This window comes from Hydrogenophaga sp. (assembly GCF_051007235.1).
Lineage (GTDB): Bacteria > Pseudomonadota > Gammaproteobacteria > Burkholderiales > Burkholderiaceae_C > Hydrogenophaga.
Genome location: NZ_JBPCSJ010000204.1, coordinates 12,265 through 30,774 on the forward strand (window position 1 = coordinate 12,265; position 18,510 = coordinate 30,774).

The 18,510-nt window shown below is 68.6% G+C and carries 14 protein-coding genes and 1 pseudogene; 5 read left to right on the top strand and 10 right to left on the bottom strand.

Annotated elements, in window-relative coordinates; all coding sequences use genetic code 11:
* Positions 1-68: 68 nt before the first annotated feature.
* A complete protein-coding gene (gene uvrC / locus ACR2JA_RS07450; RefSeq protein WP_434008462.1) occupies positions 69-2,102 on the bottom strand; it encodes an excinuclease ABC subunit UvrC in 2,034 nt (677 codons plus the stop codon).
* Positions 2,103-2,142: 40 nt separating this feature from the next.
* On the opposite strand from uvrC, the gene earP reads away from it, so the two are divergent.
* The 4 genes from earP to ACR2JA_RS07470 all read left to right on the top strand — a co-directional run bounded on the left by earP (position 2,143) and on the right by ACR2JA_RS07470 (position 5,789).
* Positions 2,143-3,240, top strand: coding sequence for an elongation factor P maturation arginine rhamnosyltransferase EarP (earP, locus tag ACR2JA_RS07455; protein WP_434008463.1), 1,098 nt, complete (start codon positions 2,143-2,145; stop codon positions 3,238-3,240).
* 150 nt (positions 3,241-3,390) lie between these two features.
* Positions 3,391-3,945: an elongation factor P gene (gene efp / locus ACR2JA_RS07460; RefSeq protein WP_434008464.1), complete on the top strand. Its 555-nt coding sequence runs from the start codon at positions 3,391-3,393 to the stop codon at positions 3,943-3,945.
* A 61-nt stretch (positions 3,946-4,006) separates the two neighbouring features.
* Positions 4,007-4,885 (top strand): AEC family transporter, encoded by an 879-nt coding sequence (locus tag ACR2JA_RS07465; RefSeq protein ID WP_434008465.1) that lies wholly within the window; start codon positions 4,007-4,009, stop codon positions 4,883-4,885.
* Between the two features lie 31 nt (positions 4,886-4,916).
* Positions 4,917-5,789, top strand: coding sequence for a TIGR00730 family Rossman fold protein (locus ACR2JA_RS07470; protein WP_434008466.1), 873 nt, complete (start codon positions 4,917-4,919; stop codon positions 5,787-5,789).
* Positions 5,790-5,912: 123 nt separating this feature from the next.
* On the opposite strand, the gene ACR2JA_RS07475 is transcribed toward ACR2JA_RS07470, so the two are convergent.
* From ACR2JA_RS07475 to ACR2JA_RS07485, 3 genes are read right to left on the bottom strand one after another with little or no spacing between them, the layout of a single operon-like run.
* Positions 5,913-7,277: an efflux transporter outer membrane subunit gene (locus ACR2JA_RS07475; protein ID WP_434008467.1), complete on the bottom strand. Its 1,365-nt coding sequence runs from the start codon at positions 7,275-7,277 to the stop codon at positions 5,913-5,915.
* Between the two features lie 13 nt (positions 7,278-7,290).
* Positions 7,291-10,437: an efflux RND transporter permease subunit gene (locus ACR2JA_RS07480; RefSeq protein ID WP_434008468.1), complete on the bottom strand. Its 3,147-nt coding sequence runs from the start codon at positions 10,435-10,437 to the stop codon at positions 7,291-7,293.
* 12 nt (positions 10,438-10,449) lie between these two features.
* Complete coding sequence (locus ACR2JA_RS07485) at positions 10,450-11,709, bottom strand: efflux RND transporter periplasmic adaptor subunit (RefSeq protein ID WP_434008469.1); 1,260 nt, start codon at positions 11,707-11,709, stop codon at positions 10,450-10,452.
* A 199-nt stretch (positions 11,710-11,908) separates the two neighbouring features.
* On the opposite strand from ACR2JA_RS07485, the gene ACR2JA_RS07490 reads away from it, so the two are divergent.
* Positions 11,909-12,643, top strand: a complete 735-nt coding sequence (locus ACR2JA_RS07490; protein WP_434008470.1) for a TetR family transcriptional regulator — start codon at positions 11,909-11,911, stop codon at positions 12,641-12,643.
* Here the strand turns inward: ACR2JA_RS07490 and mnhG are convergent.
* The 6 genes and pseudogenes from mnhG to ACR2JA_RS07520 form a co-directional block, all read right to left on the bottom strand.
* Positions 12,606-12,863 (bottom strand): annotated as a pseudogene (gene mnhG, locus ACR2JA_RS07495) (monovalent cation/H(+) antiporter subunit G); the annotation flags it as partial. The gene ACR2JA_RS07490 and the pseudogene mnhG overlap by 38 nt on opposite strands.
* Positions 12,864-12,880: 17 nt before the next feature.
* Entirely contained in the window at positions 12,881-13,156 is a 276-nt protein-coding gene (locus tag ACR2JA_RS07500) for a K+/H+ antiporter subunit F (protein WP_434008471.1), read from the bottom strand.
* The gene (locus ACR2JA_RS07505; RefSeq protein ID WP_434008472.1) at positions 13,153-13,680 is read right to left on the bottom strand and encodes a Na+/H+ antiporter subunit E; all 528 of its coding nucleotides are present in this window, start codon (positions 13,678-13,680) and stop codon (positions 13,153-13,155) included. Before ACR2JA_RS07505 ends, ACR2JA_RS07500 begins: the two co-directional genes overlap by 4 nt.
* Positions 13,677-15,308 (bottom strand): monovalent cation/H+ antiporter subunit D, encoded by a 1,632-nt coding sequence (locus ACR2JA_RS07510; protein ID WP_434008473.1) that lies wholly within the window; start codon positions 15,306-15,308, stop codon positions 13,677-13,679. Before ACR2JA_RS07510 ends, ACR2JA_RS07505 begins: the two co-directional genes overlap by 4 nt.
* The gene (locus ACR2JA_RS07515; RefSeq protein WP_434008488.1) at positions 15,305-15,643 is read right to left on the bottom strand and encodes a Na+/H+ antiporter subunit C; all 339 of its coding nucleotides are present in this window, start codon (positions 15,641-15,643) and stop codon (positions 15,305-15,307) included. Before ACR2JA_RS07515 ends, ACR2JA_RS07510 begins: the two co-directional genes overlap by 4 nt.
* 2 nt (positions 15,644-15,645) lie before the next feature.
* Complete coding sequence (locus ACR2JA_RS07520) at positions 15,646-18,474, bottom strand: monovalent cation/H+ antiporter subunit A (protein ID WP_434008474.1); 2,829 nt, start codon at positions 18,472-18,474, stop codon at positions 15,646-15,648.
* Positions 18,475-18,510 lie beyond the last annotated feature (36 nt).

Genomic DNA, 18,510 nt, shown 5'->3' on the forward strand with positions numbered 1-18,510 from the left:
CCGGGCCGCCCCAATCCGGATCAGCACCCCTGGGGGGCAGCGACCCGCGCAGCGGCGGAGCGTGGGGGTCAGTGCAAGGCACGGTAGATGGCGTCGGCGAGTTCGGCCGAAATGCCTTCGACGGTGGCCAGGTCGTCCACGCTGGCCGAGGCCACGCCACGCACGCCGCCGAAACGCTGCAACAGCCGCGCGCGCTTCTTGGGGCCCACGCCCGGAATGTCTTCGAGCTTGCTGCCACCGGTGCGCACCTTGGCACGCGCCGCGCGCATGCCGGTGATGGCGAAGCGGTGCGCCTCGTCGCGGATCTGGGCCACCAGCATGAGCGCGGCCGAGTCGTGACCCAGGTAGACCTTCTCTCGGCCGTCGGCAAACACCAGTTCCTCCAGCCCCACCTTGCGGCCCTCGCCTTTTTCCACGCCCACGATGAGCGACAGGTCCAGGCCGAGCTGCTGGAACACCTCACGCGCCATGCTGACCTGGCCCTTGCCGCCATCGACCAGCACCAGGTCGGGCATGCGCGGGCCTTTCGGTGCTTCAGCGTTGGCGTCCTTGGCGGGCTCGGTGGCGGCGTCCTCCACGGGTGCCGCGTCGGCCTGCACCGCCGCACCCTCGCGCTCGGCGCGCAGCGCCTCGGCGATCTTGCCGTAGCGGCGCAGCAGCACCTGGCGCATGGCGGCGTAGTCGTCGCCGCCGGTGATGCCCTCGATGTTGTAGCGGCGGTACTGGCTGTTCTGCATCTTGTGGCCCTCGAACACCACACAGGACGCCTGGGTCGATTCGCCGGCCGTGTGCGAGATGTCGAAGCACTCGATGCGCAGTTCGTCCAGTTCGTCGTCGGGCAGGCCCAGCGCCTCGGCCAGCGCGCGGGTGCGGGCCTGTTGCGAACCCTCTTCGGCCAGCAGGCGCGCGAGCGCGATCTCGGCGTTCTTCTGCGCCATGTCCAGCCAGGCGCGGCGGTGTTCGCGCGGCTGGTGCACCGCGTGCACCTTGGCGCCGTTCTGTTCGGTCAGCGCCTCCAGCAGGTATTTGCCCACCGCGTGGCTGGTCACCAGGGTGTGCGGCAGGGCCGCACCCAGGTAGTGCTGGGCGATGAAGGCTTCGAGCACGCGCACGTGCACCCGCTCCAGAGGATCGCCCTCGCGGACCTCGCCTTCCGTTTCCAGCCCCTCGTCGATCTGGGTTGCGTCGTCCACATGGGCCGGAAAATACGGCCGGTCGCCCAGGTGGCGGCCGCCGCGCACCATGGCCAGGTTCACGCAGGCCTTACCGCCCTGCACCTTGACGGCCAGGATGTCCACATCCCGGTCGCTCAGGTTGTCCATGGCCTGCTGGTGCAGCACGCGCGAGAGCGCGCTCATCTGGTTGCGGATCTCGGCCGCCTGCTCGAACTCCAGCTTCTCGGCGTGCGCCAGCATGCGCTGCTCCAGCTCGTCCAGCACGGCCTGGGTTTCGCCGCGCAGAAAGCGCTCGGCCGCCGTCACGTCGCGCCCGTAGGTCTCCATGTCGACCAGGTCCACACAGGGGCCGCTGCAGCGTTTGATCTGGTAGAGCAGGCAGGGCCGCGTGCGGTTGGCGAAAACCGTGTCCTCGCAGGTGCGCAGGCGGAAGACTTTCTGCAGCAGGGTGATGGACTCCTTGACCGCCCAGGCACTGGGGTAGGGACCGTAGTAGCTGTGGCGCTTGTCGATCACGCCGCGGTAGTACGCCATGCGCGGAAAGGCCAGCATGGGCACCGGCATCGCTCCGGCGGTGCGGAAGGTTTCGCGCGTGCCGGTGATCTTGAGGTAAGGGTAGCTCTTGTCGTCGCGGAACAGGATGTTGAATTTGGGGTTCAACGTCTTGATCAGGTTGTTTTCCAGCAGCAGCGCCTCGGCCTCGGAGCGCACCACCGTGGTCTCCATGCGCACGATCTTGCCGACCATGTGGCCGATGCGGGTGCCGCCGTGGTCCTTCTGGAAGTAGCTGCTGACGCGCTTTTTCAGGTTGCGCGCCTTGCCCACATAGAGCACCTGGTTCTGGGCGTCGAAGTAGCGGTAGACGCCCGGCAGCGCGGGCAGCGCGGCCACTTCGGCCAGCAACTGTTCGGAATGGGTGTCGGACATGGGCCGTATTGTGTCGCCCGCCGGCATGGACAATCGCGCCATGCGTTGGGACATCTTCTGTCACGTCATCGACAACCTGGGCGACATCGGCGTCTGCTGGCGGCTGTGCGCCGACCTGGCCGGCCGCGGCGAGCAGGTGCGCCTGTGGATCGACCAGCCCGAGCCACTGCGGTGGATGGCGTCCGGCGCGCTGGAGGGCCAGGTGCCCGGCGTGCAGGTGCTGCACTGGACCACGCCGCTCTCGCCAGCCCTGCCCGCCGCGCTGCCAACCGCCGACGTCTGGGTGGAAGCCTTCGGCTGCGACGCGGCGCCGGAATGCGCCCAGCACCTGGCATCCGTCCTGGCACAAGGGCACCCGCCACCGGTCTGGATCAACCTCGAATACCTGAGCGCCGAACGGTACGTGGAGCGCTCGCACCGCCTGCCCTCCCCCGTGAACAGCGGCCCGCTCAGAGGTCTGACCAAGTGGTTTTTCTACCCCGGCTTCACCTTGGCCACCGGCGGGCTGCTGCGCGAGGCCGATCTGCTGGAACGTCAAGCCAGCTTCAAGGCCGACGACTGGCTGCGCACATTGGGCCTGCCCTTGACCGGCCAGCGCCGTGTGAGCCTGTTCTGCTACGAGCCGCCGGTCCTGCCCGCCGTGCTCCAGCAGGCCGGGCAGGACGCCCTGGCCAGCGACTGGCTGGTGACCCCAGGCCGCGCCACACAGGCGGTGGCCCTTGCGCGCGAACAAATCGGTGAGTCCGGCGCCGCCTGCCAGTTGCACGCCCTCCCCGCGCTGACCCAGCGCAACTTCGACCACCTGCTGTGGGCCTGCGACCTGAACTTCGTGCGCGGCGAGGACTCGCTGGTGCGCGCCCTGTGGGCCGGCCAGCCCTTCGTCTGGCACATCTACCCGCAGCACGACGACGCGCATCACGCCAAGCTCGAGGCCTTTCTGGATTGGCTGCAAGCGCCGCCCTCGCTACGGGCGTTTCACCGCGCCTGGAACGGCATTGAAGCCACGGCCGGCCCGGTCTGGCCCGGCTGGGCGGTGGTCGACGGCTGGCGCACCTGCGTGCTCGCGGCCCGTGATCGCCTGCTGGCGCAGCCCGACCTGAGCACGCAGCTGATCAAATTCATCGCCCAAAAGCGATAAAATTCAAGGCTTTGCGGAAAACCGGTCCGGTTCACACCGAGCCCCGTTGCCTGCCAGCCATCTGCCTCGCCGCACAGATCGCAGCCATCAGCACCGTTCCCGGGCCTTTTCAGCCCTGCCGGAACAAGCGGCCCAACCGTTGGAATCTTTATGAAAATCGCCCAAGAACTGCGCGCCGGCAATGTGATCATGCACGGCAAGGACCCGATGATCGTCCTGAAGACCGAATACGCCCGTGGCGGCCGTGGCGCGGCCACCGTGCGTCTGAAGCTCAAGGCCCTGCTGAACAACATGGCCACCGAAGTCGTCTGCCGTGCCGACGACAAGATGGACCAGATCATCCTGGACAAGAAGGAGTGCACCTACTCCTACTTCGCCGATCCGATGTACGTCTGCATGGACGCCGACTTCAACCAGTACGAAGTTGAAGCCGAAAACATGGGCGACGCCCTGAACTACCTGGAAGACGGCATGGCCGTTGAAGTGGTGTTCTACGACGGCAAGGCCATCTCGGTCGAACTGCCCACCAGCGTGGTGCGCGAAATCACCTGGACCGAACCCGCCGTCAAGGGCGACACGTCCGGCAAGGTGCTCAAGCCCGCCAAGATCGCCACCGGCTTCGAAATCCCCGTGCCGCTGTTTGTGGACCAGGGCGACAAGATCGAAATCCACACCCGCACGGGCGAATACCGCAAGCGCGTCTGATCTCCTGCCGCGTTGAATGAAAAGGCTCCTGCGGGAGCCTTTTTGCTTTTCAAATCTGCACATGGACCTCATCTCCCGTATCGCCGACGTCATCGTCCCGGTGTTCCTCATCGTGGCGATCGGCTACGGGTACGCGCGCCGCGCGCCGCCCGACCTGACCACGTTCAACCGCATCGCGCTCGATGTGCTGGCCCCCGTGCTGGTGTATTCGGCGCTCGCCTCGCGGGACTTCCACCTGGCCGACCATCTGCCGCTGCTGCTCGGCGGTACGGTGCTGATCCTTGGAAGCGGCCTGCTGGCCTGGCCGCTGGCGCGCCTGTTCGGCGCGCAGCCCCGTACCCTGGTGCCGGTGGTGATGTTCAACAACTGCGGCAACATGGGCCTGCCGCTGGCCCTGCTGGCGTTCGGTCCGGCCCACTTCGGGGCAGCGGTGGCGCTGTTCTCGGTCAGCAACCTGTTCCACTTTTCCATCGGCGCGCGCATCACCAGCGCATCGGCCCGCACGCGCGATCTGCTGACCAGCCCGCTGATGATCGGCACCGCGCTGGGCTTCGCGAGCGCCTTGACGGATCTGCGCCCGCCCGACGCCCTGCTCTCGGGCCTGAAGCTGCTGGGCGATGCCTTGCTGCCGATGATGCTGTTCGCGCTCGGTGTGCGCCTGACCTCGCTCACGCGCCAGGGGCTGGCGCTGGGCCTGCTGGGCGCGCTGGCCCGGCCCCTGATCGGTCTGGCGATCGGCATCCCGCTGGCATGGGCCCTGGGGCTGGAGGGCCCGGCGCGCGGGCAGCTGCTGCTGTTCGCGGCGCTGCCGCCGGCCGTGATGCAGTTCATGCTGGCCGACCGTTACCACCAGGAACCCGACAAGGTGGCCGCGATGATCATGCTGGGCAACGCGCTGGCGGTGGTGTTCGTGCCGCTCGCGCTGGCGCTGGGTCTGTGACCCACAATCTGGACACACACAAGGAAGCCGTATGGAAACCACACACCACCTGAGCGAACAACGCATCGCCGACGCCTGGGCCGACCTGCAGGCCCATTCCAGCAGCGGCAACGTGCTGCAGGCCGACGCCTACCGCCTGGCCTTCGCCGACCCCGAATTCCTGCTGCGCCGCGAGACGCGCGGCATCCGCTTCCAGCTGGAGATGCTCAAGCCCGACCTCGCCCAGAGCGAGCTGGGCATCGAGAACACCATCGTGGTGTTTGGCAGCGCCCGCGTGCGCGAGCCGGCCGAGGCGCAACAGCAGCTGGAACTGGCCGAAGCCAGCGGTGACGCACGCGCCATCGCCAAGGCCAGGTCCTTGCAGCGCAATGCCCACTTCTACGACCGCGCCCGCGAGTTCGCGCGCATCGTGGCGCGCTACAGCGCCCGTTGCCCGAAGAACGACCAGCTGTTCATCTGCACCGGTGGCGGCCCCGGCATCATGGAAGCGGCCAACCGCGGCGCGCACGACGAAGGCGCGCTCAATGTGGGCCTGAACATCTCGCTGCCTCACGAGCAATCGGGCAACCGCTTCATCTCACCCGAACTGAGCTTCAAGTTCCACTACTTCGCGCTGCGCAAGATGCACTTCATGATGCGCGCGAAGGCGCTCGTGGCGTTTCCGGGCGGCTTCGGCACGCTGGACGAGCTGTTCGAGGTCATCACCCTGGTGCAGTGCAAGAAGGCCAAGCCGGTGCCCATCGTGCTTTTCGGCAGCGACTACTGGAAGCGGCTGATCCACTTCGACGTGCTGGTCGACGAGGGCATGATCTCGCCGGAAGACGTGAACCTGTTCAAGCTGGTCGACGATCCGCAGGACGCCTGGGACCACATCGTCCAGTTCTACGATTTGCCGAAAGTCTGACGCCCAGGTCCGACCGGCGCGGAGGGCCCCCGTCCAGCACACACCGTGGGACCGGCTCCGCCGGGCCACAGGTGTGGTCCCCCTGGGGGGAAGCCGCGCAGCGGCGCAGGGGGGGGAGCCGTTTCAATAGCCTCCACCCAGGGCTTTGTACAAAGCCACCTGGTTCTGCTGCTGCGCCAGACGCACCTGGGCCAGCGACTGCTGGGTGGCGAACAGCGAGCGTTGCGCGTCCAGCAAATCCAGCGAACTGGCCACACCGCTGCGGTAACGCAGTTCCGAGAGGCGCAGGCGCTCGGCGTCGGCGTCGGCCTGTTGCTGCAGTGCGGCCAGCTGTTCGCCCAGCGTGGCGCGGCCGGCCAAGGCATCAGCCACTTCGCGGAAGGCGGTCTGGATCGCTTTCTCGTACTGGGCCACGGCGATGTCGCGCCCGACCTTGGCCGACGCCAGGTTGGCCTGGTTGCGGCCGGCGTCGAAGATGGGCAGCAGCGCCTGCGGCGCCAGGGTGAAGCCCCAGGAACCGTCCTTGAACAGGCCCGACAGGTCGCTGCTGGCCGAACCCACGCTGGCCGTGAGCGCGATGCGCGGGAAGAAGGCCGCGCGCGCCGCGCCGATGTTGGCGTTGGCCGCGATCAGCGCCTGCTCGGCCTGACGGATGTCGGCCCGACGGGCCAGCAGGTCCGAGGGCAGGCCCTCGGGCACGGCCCGCATCGCCACCGATGAAACGCCTGCCGTGGGCAGCAGCGCCGCCGGCGGTGTCTGGCCCACCAGCAGGGTCAGGGCGTTGAGATCCTGTGCGCGGCTGCGCTGCAGCTGGGCCAGGGTGCCGCGGGCGGCGGCGGCCAGCGACTCGGCCTGGCGCAGGTCCAGCGCGGACGCGACGCCGTTGTCAAAACGCAGCTGGGTCAGGCGCAGCGAGTCTTCACGGGTGGCGAGCGTGCGCCGGGTCAGGTCGAGCAGTTCCTCGTCGGTCTGCAGCGCCAGCCAGCCGTTGGCCACCGACGCCACCAGGCTGGTCTGTGCTGCCCGTTGGGCTTCTTCGCTGGCCAAGAACTGCGCCAGCGCCGTGTCTTTCAGCGCGGCGACACGGCCGAAGAAGTCCAGCTCCCAGCTGGACATGGCCAGGCCGGCGCTGTAGGTGCTGCTGATGCCACCGCTGCCGTTGGGCTGGCGGTTGCCGCTGGCGGCCAGGTTTAGCGTGGGGAACTGGTCGGCACGCCGGATCTGGTAGGCCGCGCGCACCTGCTCCATGTTGAGCACGGCCACCCGCAGGTCGCGGTTGTTCTGCAGCGCCAACGCGATCAGGTCGCGCAGGCGCGCATCGGCCACCACCGTGTCCCAGGCCGGCAACGCAGCGCCGGCGCTCGCGTCGGACGCCTGGCCCGGAAAGCTGGCGGGCACCGGCGCGGCCGGACGTTCGTAGGTGGGGATGAAAGAGCAGCCGGACAACACCGCCACGGCCAGGGTCAAGACACTGAGTTTCATGTTCATGGGATTCAACCGGTCAGTGGACACCGTGGTGGGACGCTTGCTCTGCGTCGTGTGCGTGCTGGCGTGCGCTGCCCTTGAACAGCTTGCGCACCACCACGAAGAAGACGGGCACGAAGATCACCGCCAGCACGGTGCCAGTGAGCATGCCGCCGATCACGCCGGTGCCGATGGCGCGCTGGCTGGCCGAACCCGCGCCCGAGGCCAGGAACAGCGGCAGCACGCCCAGCGTGAAGGCCAGCGAGGTCATGATGATCGGGCGGAAACGCAGGTGCGCCGCGGCCAGCGCCGCCTCGACCAGGCCTTTGCCCTGGGCCTGCAGGTCCTTGGCGAACTCGATGATCAGGATGGCGTTCTTAGCCGACAGACCGATGATGGTGATCAGGCCGACCTGGAAGTACACATCGTTCGAGTAGCCGCGCAGCAGCGTGGCCAGCAGCACGCCCAGCACGCCCAGCGGTACCACCAGCACGACGGCCAGCGGGATGGACCAGCTCTCGTACAGCGCGGCCAGGGCCAGGAACACCGCCAGGATGGCGAAGCCGTACAGGATGGTGGCCTGCGAGCCGGCCAGCTTTTCCTCGCGCGACTGGCCGGTCCATTCAAAGCCGAAACCTTGCGGCAGCTTGGCTGCCAGCGCCTCCATCTCGGCCATGGCCTGGCCGGTGCTCACGCCCGGCGCGGCGCTGCCGCTGATGCGCATGGCCGGGTAGCCGTTGTAGCGCACGGTCTGCATGGGGCCGGTGATCCACTGCGTGCTGGCAAAGGCCGACAGCGGTACAGCCTGGCCCTGGGCGTTGAGCACGTTGATGCGCAGCACGTCATCGGGCTGCATGCGGGCCGTGGCGTCGGCCTGCACCACCACGCGCTGCAGGCGGCCAGCGTTGGGGAAGTCGTTGATGTAGCTCGAACCCAGCGCGGTGCCGATGGCGGCGCTGATGCTGTCAAAGCCCACGCCCAGCGCGTTGGCGCGGTCGCGGTCGATGTCGATCTGCAGCTGTGGCGCGTCCTCCAGACCGTCCGGCCGCACCTGGGCCAGCAGCTTGCTCTGCGAGGCCATGCCCAGCATCTGGTTGCGCGCGTTGACCAGAGCCTCACGGCCCAGACCGGCGCGATCCTGCAGGCGGAAGCTGAAGCCCGACGAGGCCCCCAGCTCGGGAATGGGCGGCGGGCTGAGCGCGAAGATGAAGGCGTCGCGGATGCCCGACAGCGCGCCGAAGGCCCGGCCGGCGATGGACTGCGCGTCGCTGCCCGGCGCGGTGCGCTCGGACCAGTCCTTGAGGGTGATGAAGGCCAGCGCAGCGTTCTGGCCCTGTCCCGAGAAGCTGAAGCCCAGCACGCTGACCATGCCCTGCACTTCGGGCTGCTTGAGCACGTAGCCTTCGACCTGTTGCATCACGTCCAGCGTGCGTTCCTGCGTGGCGCCCGGGGGCAGCTGCACGTTCACCAGCATGGTGCCCTGGTCTTCGTTGGGCAGGAAGGACGTGGGCAGGCGCATGTACACCACGGCCACAGCCCCCACGATGGCGGCGTAGATGACCAGCGCGCGACCGGCACGCGGCAGCAGCGCGGCCACGCCACCTTCGTAGCGCTTGGCAGTGCGCGAGAAGCCGCGGTTGAACCAGCCGAAGAAGCCCTTCTTCTCGTGGTGGTGGCCGGCTTCCACCGGCTGGAGCAGCGTGGCGCACAGCGCCGGCGTGAGCGACAGCGCCATGAAGGCCGAGAAGGCGATGGACACGCCCATCACCGCCGCGAACTGGCGGTAGATGTTGCCCACCGAACCGCTGAAAAAGGCCAGCGGCACGAACACGGAGATCAGCACCACGGTCACGCCGATGATGGCGCCGGAGATCTGGCCCATGGCCTTGCGCGTGGCCTGCAGCGGCGGCAGGCCTTCCTCGCTCATGATGCGTTCAACGTTTTCCACCACCACGATGGCGTCGTCCACCACGATGCCGATCACCAGCACCATGCCGAACATGGTGAGCACGTTGATCGAGAAACCCATGGCCAGCAGCGCGGCGAAGGTGCCCAGCAGGGCCACCGGCACCACCACCGTGGGGATGAGGGTGTAGCGCCAGTTCTGAAGGAACAGGAACATCACCAGGAACACCAGGGCCACGGCCTCGGCCAGGGTCTTGGCCACTTCCTGGATGGAGATCTTCACGAACTTGGAGCTGTCGTAAGGAATCGACCAGGTCATGCCCTTGGGGAAGAACTTCTCCAGTTCGGTCATCTTGGCGCGCACGGCGTTGGCCGTGGCCAGCGCATTGCCGCTGGGCGAGAGCTGCACACCGATGCCGGTGGACGGCTTGCCGTTCAGCCGCGCCGAGGTGGCATAGGCCTGGGCGCCCAGTTCGATGCGGGCCACGTCCTTGAGGCGCACGGTGGCGCCGTTGCTGCTGGCGCGCAGCACGATGTTGCCGAACTGTTCGACGTTGGCCAGCTGGCCGTTGACCACCACCGTGGCCGCGATGCTCTGGCCCGCCACGTTGGGCAGGGCGCCGATTTCACCGGCCGAGACCTGGGCGTTCTGCGCGCGGATGGCGTTGTTCACGTCGGCCGCGCTCAGGTTGTAGCCCAGCAGCTTGGCCGGGTCGATCCAGATGCGCATGGCGCGTTCGGTGCCGAACAGCTGGGCCTGGCCCACGCCGGGCAGGCGCTGGATTTCGGGCACCACGCTGCGCGACGCGTAGTCGCCCAGGGCCACCGGGTCCAGGGCCGGGTCGTCGCTGGAGAGGATGGCGAACAGCAGGAAGTTGTTGCGCGACTTGTCCACCCGCACGCCCTGCTGCGTCACCGCCGAGGGCAGGCGCGGCGTGGCACGCGAGAGGCGGTTCTGCACGTCCACCTGCGCCAGGTCGGCGTTGGTGCCGGGCTGGAAGCTCAGCGTGATCTGGCCGGTGCCGTTGGCCTGGGCCACGGCTTCCATGTAGATCAGGCCGGGCGAGCCGTTCATTTCCTGTTCGATGACCGACAGCACGCTGTCTTCCAGCGTCTTGGCCGATGCGCCGGGATAGGTGGCGTTGATGACGATGGCGGGCGGCGCCACCGGCGGGTACTGCGCGATCGGCAGCTGGGTGATGGACACCGCGCCCAGCACCATGATGAAGAGCGCGATCACCCAGGCGAAGATGGGGCGGTCGATGAAAAACTTGGCCATGCCGGGGCCTCCTTACTTCGCGGCAGCCGGGGCTGCGGCGGCCGCGGGCTTGGCTTCTGCGGCGGGTGCAGCCGCAGCCGGCGCAGCGCCCCCGGGCGTCCACGGCACGGCATTCACCGGCGTGCCCGGCGGCATCATCTGCAGCTTCTGGAAGCCGTCCACCATGACCTGCTCACCAGCCTTCAGGCCGTCCAGCACGACCCAGCGGCCGCCCTGCTGACCACCGATCTTGACCGTGCGCTTCTCGATCTTGCCGTCGGCACCCACCACACTGACGGTGTCGCCCTGCGCCGTGCGCGTGACGGCCTGCTGCGGCAGCGTGATGGCGTCGCGCGCCACCGCCTGCTCCAGCCGCACCCGAACGTACAGGCCCGGCAGCAGCGCGCCGCCGGGGTTGGGCACCTCGGCGCGCAATGTCACCTGACCGGTCGCGGCGTCCACCGTCAGGTCGGAGAACAGCAGCTTGCCCGGTCGTGCGTATTCGCTGCCGTCGTCCAGCACCACGCGCACCGCGGCAGCGCCGTTGCCCGCGCCCTTGAGCTGACCGACTTCCATCGCGCGCTTGAGCTTCATGGCCTCGGTGGCCGACTGGGTGAAGTTCACGTACAGCGGGTCGACCTGCTGGATCACCGCCAGCGCGGTGGCCTCGCCCTGGCCCACCAGCGCGCCCTCGGTCACCAGGGCACGGCCGATGCGGCCCGAGATCGGCGCCGTGACGCTGGCGTAGTTGAGGTTGATGCCGGCCGTCTGCACGGCGGCCTTGGCCGCGGCCACGTCGGCCTCGGCGGTCTTTTGCGCCGCGATGGCGGCGGTGTAGTCCTGCTGGCTGATGGCCTTGGCGGCCATCAGCGGCTGGTAGCGCTCGACCACCGCGGTCGCGTTGGTCAGGCTGGCCTGGGCGCGCGCCAGGCTGGCCTGTGCACTGCTCAGGCTGGCCTGGTACGGCGCGGCGTCGATGCGGAACAGCGCCTGGCCGGCCTTCACGTCGCTGCCTTCCTTGAACAAGCGCTGCTGCAGGATGCCGGCCGCACGGGCACGCACCTGGGCCACGCGAGAGGCTTCCAGCCGGCCCGGCAGCTCGGTCTGCAAGCCCACATCACCCGGCTGCACGGTGACCACGCCCACCTGGGGGACGGGCATGCCGCCACCGGGTGCGCCACCGGCGGGCGGTGCAGACGACTGGCCGCAGGCCACCAGGGCCGCCACCAGCGGCAGCAACAACAGGGGGCGCAGCCAGGCGCCAGAGGGGGATGGGGAATGTGCGTGGGGCATGCGAACCTCGTGCGGGCGGGGTGACGGAAGGGGTGAATCGGGTGCAGCAGGATCGGTTCCGAACGGAGCGGCGCCGGGCATCGCGTAGACCGCAAGACCCATGCCGCTGCTGCGGATGACCCTGATCAAGGCATGGCAGTATACATACACACATGAATGTATGTATATTCATGGGGTCTCTTCCTTTGTGTACACCGCCATGGTCCGCCGCTCCAAAGCCGACGCCGAAGCCACCCGCGCCGCCCTGCTCGATGCTGCCGAACAGTTGTTTCAGGCGCGTGGTGTGTCTCGCACCTCGCTGCAGGAGATCGCGAGCGCGGCCGGCACCACGCGCGGCGCCATCTACTGGCACTTCAAGGACAAGGCCGACCTGTTCAACGCCATGATGGACCGGGTCACGCTGCCCCTGGAGCAGTCGACGTACGCAACGCACGCGGTGCAGGCCCCGCTGCAGCAGATCCGGCTGTCGGTGCTGGTCGCCCTGCACAAGACCGCCACCGACGAGCAGGCGCGCCGCGTGTTCGAGATCGCCACCCAGCAGGTCGAATACAACGGCGAGATGCTGGCGGTACGCGAACGCAAGCTGCGCTGGCGCGACGAGTACCTCGTCTACCTCACCCAGCAGTTCGAGGCCGCCGCTGCCGCCGCACGCCTGCCACTGCCCATCCCGTCGCGCAGCGCGGCCCTGGGTCTCAAGGCCATCCTGACGGGTGTGCTCGACGGCTGGCTGCTCGATCCGCGTGATTTCGACCTGGTCCAGGTCGGCACGCAGGTGATGGACCGTTACCTGGCCGGTCTGGGCTTCAGCACCGCGGAGGCACCGACGGCGGCAACGCCTCGGGCTCCGGCGCGCGCGACGGCAGCCGCAGGTGCAGCGCTGCCTGAGCCAACAGGTTCGCCGACACGGGCGCGGTCACGAACACGAACAGCGTGATCAGCAGCTCGGCCATGCCGGGCCGCCCCTGCGCCCAGCCCAGCAGCAGCGAGGCCAGCAGCACGCCCCCCACACCCAGGGTGGACGACTTGGTCGGCGCGTGCAGGCGCATGTAGAAGTCGGGCAGGCGCACCATGCCGATGGCGCCCACCAGCAGGAAGAAGGCCCCCACCACGATCAGGATCGCGGCTGCCCATTCGATGACCGGGTTCAGTTCCATAGCGTGTTCCTACCTTCTCACTCCACCACATCGCCACGGCTGAGGTAGCGCGCCAGCGCCACCGTGCCGACAAAACCCAGCAGCGCCACGATCAGCGCGGCCTCGAACAACAGCGGCGTCTGCCAGCGCAAGCCCAGCAGCACCACCAGCGCCACCAGGCTCAGGTACAGGGTGTCCAGCGCCAGCACGCGGTCGGCGATGGTCGGGCCGCGCAGCAGGCGCCAGCCACACAGCAGCAGGGTCAGCGTCACAGCGCCGATGCCGATGGTCAGCGCGAGGTCGAGGACGTTCATGGCCGCCCCTCCCCATCGAGCCGGAAGACGGCCAGCAGCGGCGCCTCGTAGCGCGCCTTCATGTCGGCCACCATGCCGGCCGCGTCGTCGCAGTTGAGCGCGTGCACCCAGATGCAGCGTGCGGATTCGTCGATCACGGCCGAGACGGTGCCGGGCGTCATGGTGATGATGCTGGCGAACAGCGCGTTGACGCGGTGGTGTTCGCAGGCCAGCGGCACGCGCAGCCAGGCCGGCTGCGGACGGCTCATGGGCCCCAGCACCAGCTTGGCCACGGTGATGTTGGACACCACGATGTCCCAGGTCACCACGAGGCTCAGGCGGACCGCGGCGCCCCAGCGGATCGGGCTGCCCACGTGCAGCAGGCCGCGCAGCAGCCGCGGCACGATCAGGCCGATCAGCAGGGCCGAGAGCAGGTGCACCGGCTCCAGGCTGCGCGAGAGCGCCAGCCAGCTGACGACCAGCAGCAGGGACAGCACCGGGTGGTCGAACCAGCCGCCGCGGCGGTCGAGGGCGTCGGATTTCATGGCTGTTTCTCCGGAGCGGGGGCGGCGCGCTGGCCGTCGTAGGGGCGCGTGCTGGGCGGTGCGTCCGGCCCAAGCACGGCGCGCACGTAGTCGGCGTTGACCGACAGCTGCGCCGCGGCCGCGTCGGTGTAGCGTTTGACGGGCGCGGCCAGCACGGCCAACGCCACCGTCAGCGCCATGAAGGCCCAGATCGGCGCCCGCAGGTTGGCGCTGCTCCCGGGCGCACCATGGTCCACCGCGGGCTGAACGTGCCAGAACACGATGACGCCGGCGCGGGCCAGGCCGACGATGGTGAGGAACCCCACCCCCAGCACCACAGTCCAGACCCAGGCCTGCGCCGCCAGACCACTGCTGGCCTGCAGCACCATGAGCTTGCCCAGGAAGCCCGGCAGCGGCGGCAGGCCGGCGGCCGACGCGGCACCGAACAGCAGCATCACGCCCAGCAACACGGGCTCGCGCACCGCGGTCGCCGGTTGCAGCTGGTCCGTGCACTCGCCGCGTTGCGCCGCGATCAGCTCCACCAGCAGGAACAGGCCCGCGATGACGAGGGTGCTGTGCAAGGTGTAGTACAGCGCGGCCGACAGGGTCGCCGGACTGAACAGCCCCACCGCGGCGAGGATGGTGCCCACCGACGACACAGTGAGGTAGGCCACCAGCCGGCCCAGGCTGTGCGCCGCCAGCGCGCCCAGCACCCCCAGCGCGCTGGTCGCCAGGGCCAGGGGCAGCAGCCAGTCGGCCACGGCCAGCGCGGCGCCGCCGGCCTCCGCCCCGAACAGTTGCCAGTGCACGCGCACGATGCTGTAGACCCCCACCTTGGTCATGATGGCGAACAGCGCCGCCACCGGGGCACTGGCCGCGGCGTAGGTGCCGGGGAGCCAGAAATACAGGGGCAGCATGGCGGCTTTCAGCCCGAACACGACCAGCAGCACCAGCGCAGCGGCCTGCGCAAACAGCAGGGTGTCGCCCTGCAGCAGCGCCAGCCGCCGGCCAACGTCGGCCATGTTCAGCGTGCCGGTAGCCGCATAGACCAGCGACAGGCCGATCAGGAACAGCCCCGAAGCCACCAGGTTGAGCACCACGTAGTGCACGCCCATGCGGAAGCGCTCGCGCCCCTGGCCGTGCACCAGCAACACGTAGGACGCGATCAGCAGCACCTCGAAGAACACGAACAGGTTGAACAGGTCGCCCGTGAGGAACGCACCGCAAAGGCCCATCAGCTGGAACTGGAAGATGGCATGGAAGTAGCGGCCCCGGCTGTCCCAGCCGCTGGCGGCGTACCAGAGCACCGGCAGCGCGACCAGGTAGGTCAGCAGCACCATCAGGGCCGAGAGACGGTCCACCACCATCACGATGCCGAACGGCGCCGGCCACTCGCCCAGGCGGTACACCAGCAGCTCGCCTTGCGCCGCATGCTGCACCAGGCCCACGGCCATGAACAGACCGAGCGCTGTGGACAGCAACGCGACGCGGCGGCGCCAGCGCAGCGACGCGTCGTCGTGCGCCCCGCCCTGCCCGGCCATGCCGCCCTGGTCGCCGATGAGCAGCAGCACCACCGCTGTCAGCATCGGTAGCACCACCGACAGCACCGGCGCGTGCTGCAGCCAGAAATCCAACAGCGAACCGGTCATACGCGCGGCCCTCCGGGCTCGTGGCCGTCCACGTGGTCGCTGCCGCTCTCATGGCGGCTGCGCAGCGCCAGTTCCACCACGAAGCCGGTGGTCGCAAAACCGATCACGATGGCGGTGAGCACCAGCGCCTGCGGCAGCGGATCGGCCACCGGGCCTTCGCCCACCAGCACCGGCGCGGCGTTGCTCCACAGCCGGCCCATCAGGAAGATGAACACGTTGACCGCGTAGCCGAACAACGACAGGCCGAGGACCACCGGGAAGCTGCGCCCGCGCAGCATGAGGTAGATGCCGCTGGCGGTGACCATGCCCACGCCGGTGGCCAGCAGAAATTCCATACTCATGAGGCACTCCGTTGGGTTGCAGCGGCCGGCACCTCGCGCGAGGCCTGGCCCAGCACCGAGAGCGTCAGCAGCGTGCTGCCAACCACGGTGAGGTAGACGCCGAGGTCGAAGATCGCGGCGGTGGCCAGCGGCAGTTCGCCCAGCACCGGCACGTGCGGGTGACCGAAGGCGCTGGTCAGGAACGGGCGACCCAGCGCAAAGGCACCGACCCCGGTCAGGCCGGCGATGCCCAGACCCGCGCCGATCCAGCGCACGAAGCGGCGACCGCCCCCGGCGCGCAGGAACTGCTCGGCCCGCGCCTGCCCCAGCGACATGAACTGCAGCACCAGCGCCACCGCGGTGATCAGCCCGGCGATGAAGCCGCCACCGGGCAGGTTGTGGCCGCGCATGAAGATGTAGAGGCTGAACACCAGCGCCAGCGGCAGCACCACCGAGGCGGCCACGCGCAGCAGCAGCGGCTGTTGGGCAAAGGTCCAGGCGCGGCCCTCGGGGTCAGCGCCCGCACGGCGGGTGCGCAGGCCGTCCATCAGCGCCAACACGCCGATGGCAGCGATGCCCAGCACGGTGATCTCGCCCATGGTGTCGTAGCCGCGGAAGTCCACCAGGATCACGTTGACCACGTTCGAGCCGCCACCCTTGGGCAGCGACTGTTCCAGGAAGAACCACGAGATCGATGCCTGGTCGCGGGTGAGCACCAGCCAGGTGATGGCCGACATGGCCGCGCCGCCCGCCAACGCCAGCAGCGCGTGCAGGCCCTTGCGCAGGGCCGGTGTTTCCTTGGGGCTGGTCTGCGGCAGCAGGGCCAGGCCCATGAGCAGCAGCACGGTGGAGACGATGTCCACCGACAGCTGGGTCAGCGCCAGGTCGGGCGCGGAGAAACCGAGGAAGGTGAGCGAGGCCGCCACACCGACCACGCCCACCAGCACCACGGTCTGGAAGCGCTGGTGGTGCGTGCGCACGATGGCCACGCAGGTGAGCAGCAACAGCACCCACATGGCCCATGCCAGCGGCGTGGCAGGCATCTGCGGACGGGGGCCGGTGCCAATACCGCTGCCCAGGAACGGCAGCGCACCCAGCACCAGCGCCGTGAGCAGCAGCCACCCAACGTAACGCTGCAGAGAACCGGTCTCCAGCAGCCGCGTGATGCGACCCGACAGACCGAACAGGTGGTCGATCAGCCACTCGAAAATGGCGCGGCCGGTGGCGGCGCCGAACCAGGCCTCGGAGCTGATACGGTGCAGCCGTTTGCCTTTGGCCAGCCACAGGTACAGGCCCACACCCACCACCAGCGCGATGGCGCTCATCAGCAGCGGCAGGTTGACGCCGTGCCAGATGGCCAGGTAATAGTCGGGCAGGGGCTGGCCCACCAGCGCGGTGGCGGCCACGTGCACCAGCGGCCCGAAGGTGACGGCGGGCAGCAGGCCGACCACGATGCACATGACCACCAGCAGCATGGCCGGCAGCTTCATGCCCAGCGGCGGCTCGTGCGGATGCTTGTTCGGCACATCGCCCAGCTCACCGTTGAAGTAGGTATCGTGCACGAAGCGCAGCGAGTAGGCCACGCTGAACACACCGGCCAGCGTCACGAGGGCCGGCACCAGCCAGGCGTAGACCCCGCTGGTGCCAACGACGGCCTCGGTGAAGAACATTTCCTTGGACAGGAAGCCGTTGGTCAGCGGCACACCGGCCATCGAAGCAGCCGCCACCATGGACAAGGTGGCCGTCCAGGGCATGAACTTCCACAGCCCGCCGAGCTGGCGCATGTCGCGCGAATGGGTCTCGTGGTCGACGATGCCGGCGATCATGAACAGCGAGGCCTTGAACGCCGCGTGGTTGAGCACGTGGAACACCGCGGCCACACTGGCCAGCGGCGAGCCCAGGCCGATCAGGAACACGATCAGCCCCAGGTGGCTCACCGTCGAATAGGCCAGCAGGCCCTTGAGGTCGTGTTTGAAGATGGCGATGAAGGCCGCGAACAGCACGGTGGCCAGGCCGGCCGCGCTGACGATGATCTCGAAATGCCCGGTGCCAGCCAGCACCGGGTACATGCGCATCAGCAGGAACACGCCGGCCTTGACCATGGTGGCCGAGTGCAGGTAGGCCGAGACCGGCGTGGGCGCGGCCATGGCGTCGGGCAGCCAGAAGTGGAACGGGAACTGGGCGCTCTTGGTGAAGGCGCCCAGCAGGATCAGCAGCAGCGCGGGCACGAAGCGCGGGTCGGCCTGGATGGCCGCCACGTTCGCCGCCATGGCGCTGAGTTCGTAGGTGCCGGCGATTTGCCCCAGCAGCACAAAACCACCCAGCATGGCCAGGCCGCCGCCGCCGGTCACGGCCAGCGCCTGCCGCGCACCGGCACGCGCATCGGGTCGGTGGCTCCAGAAGCCGATCAGCAGGAAAGACGAGATGCTGGTCAGCTCCCAGAACACCACCAGCAGCAACAGGTTGTCCGACAGCACCACGCCCAGCATGGCGGCCATGAACAGCATCATGAAACTGAAGAACTTGCCCGCCGAGTCCTCGGGCGCGAGGTAATAGGCCGCGTACAGCACGATCAGCAAGCCGATGAACAGGATCAGCCCGGCGAACATGAGCGACAGCCCGTCGAGCCGGAACGTCAGATTCAACCCGATCTCGGGCACCCAGGGCCAGGCGTTCATCACCGTCTGACCGGCGAACACCGCCGGCGCCTGGGACAGCAGCACGGCGAGCGCCGACGCCGTGACAAGACCAGCCGCGACGGCAGTCAAAGGGCGGGATCTTGAACCGAGCCAGGCGGTGGCCAGGGTCCCGAGCAGCAGCGGCAGTAGGACGATCAGCAAGAGCAAGGGGCTTCCTTCAAGTGACGGCGCATTCTACGGATG

What these genes read in the sequence shown, in the direction of transcription:
- ACR2JA_RS07500 (WP_434008471.1), bottom strand. Translation starts at nt 13,156, where the DNA reads ATGAACGTCCTCGACCTCGCGCTGACCATCGGCATCGGCGCTGTGACG.
- earP (WP_434008463.1), top strand. Translation starts at nt 2,143, where the DNA reads ATGCGTTGGGACATCTTCTGTCACGTCATCGACAACCTGGGCGACATC.
- ACR2JA_RS07470 (WP_434008466.1), top strand. Translation starts at nt 4,917, where the DNA reads ATGGAAACCACACACCACCTGAGCGAACAACGCATCGCCGACGCCTGG.
- ACR2JA_RS07485 (WP_434008469.1), bottom strand. Translation starts at nt 11,709, where the DNA reads ATGCCCCACGCACATTCCCCATCCCCCTCTGGCGCCTGGCTGCGCCCC.
- ACR2JA_RS07515 (WP_434008488.1), bottom strand. Translation starts at nt 15,643, where the DNA reads ATGGAATTTCTGCTGGCCACCGGCGTGGGCATGGTCACCGCCAGCGGC.
- ACR2JA_RS07510 (WP_434008473.1), bottom strand. Translation starts at nt 15,308, where the DNA reads ATGACCGGTTCGCTGTTGGATTTCTGGCTGCAGCACGCGCCGGTGCTG.
- uvrC (WP_434008462.1), bottom strand. Translation starts at nt 2,102, where the DNA reads ATGTCCGACACCCATTCCGAACAGTTGCTGGCCGAAGTGGCCGCGCTG.
- ACR2JA_RS07475 (WP_434008467.1), bottom strand. Translation starts at nt 7,277, where the DNA reads ATGAACATGAAACTCAGTGTCTTGACCCTGGCCGTGGCGGTGTTGTCC.
- ACR2JA_RS07465 (WP_434008465.1), top strand. Translation starts at nt 4,007, where the DNA reads ATGGACCTCATCTCCCGTATCGCCGACGTCATCGTCCCGGTGTTCCTC.
- ACR2JA_RS07490 (WP_434008470.1), top strand. Translation starts at nt 11,909, where the DNA reads ATGGTCCGCCGCTCCAAAGCCGACGCCGAAGCCACCCGCGCCGCCCTG.
- efp (WP_434008464.1), top strand. Translation starts at nt 3,391, where the DNA reads ATGAAAATCGCCCAAGAACTGCGCGCCGGCAATGTGATCATGCACGGC.
- ACR2JA_RS07480 (WP_434008468.1), bottom strand. Translation starts at nt 10,437, where the DNA reads ATGGCCAAGTTTTTCATCGACCGCCCCATCTTCGCCTGGGTGATCGCG.
- ACR2JA_RS07505 (WP_434008472.1), bottom strand. Translation starts at nt 13,680, where the DNA reads ATGAAATCCGACGCCCTCGACCGCCGCGGCGGCTGGTTCGACCACCCG.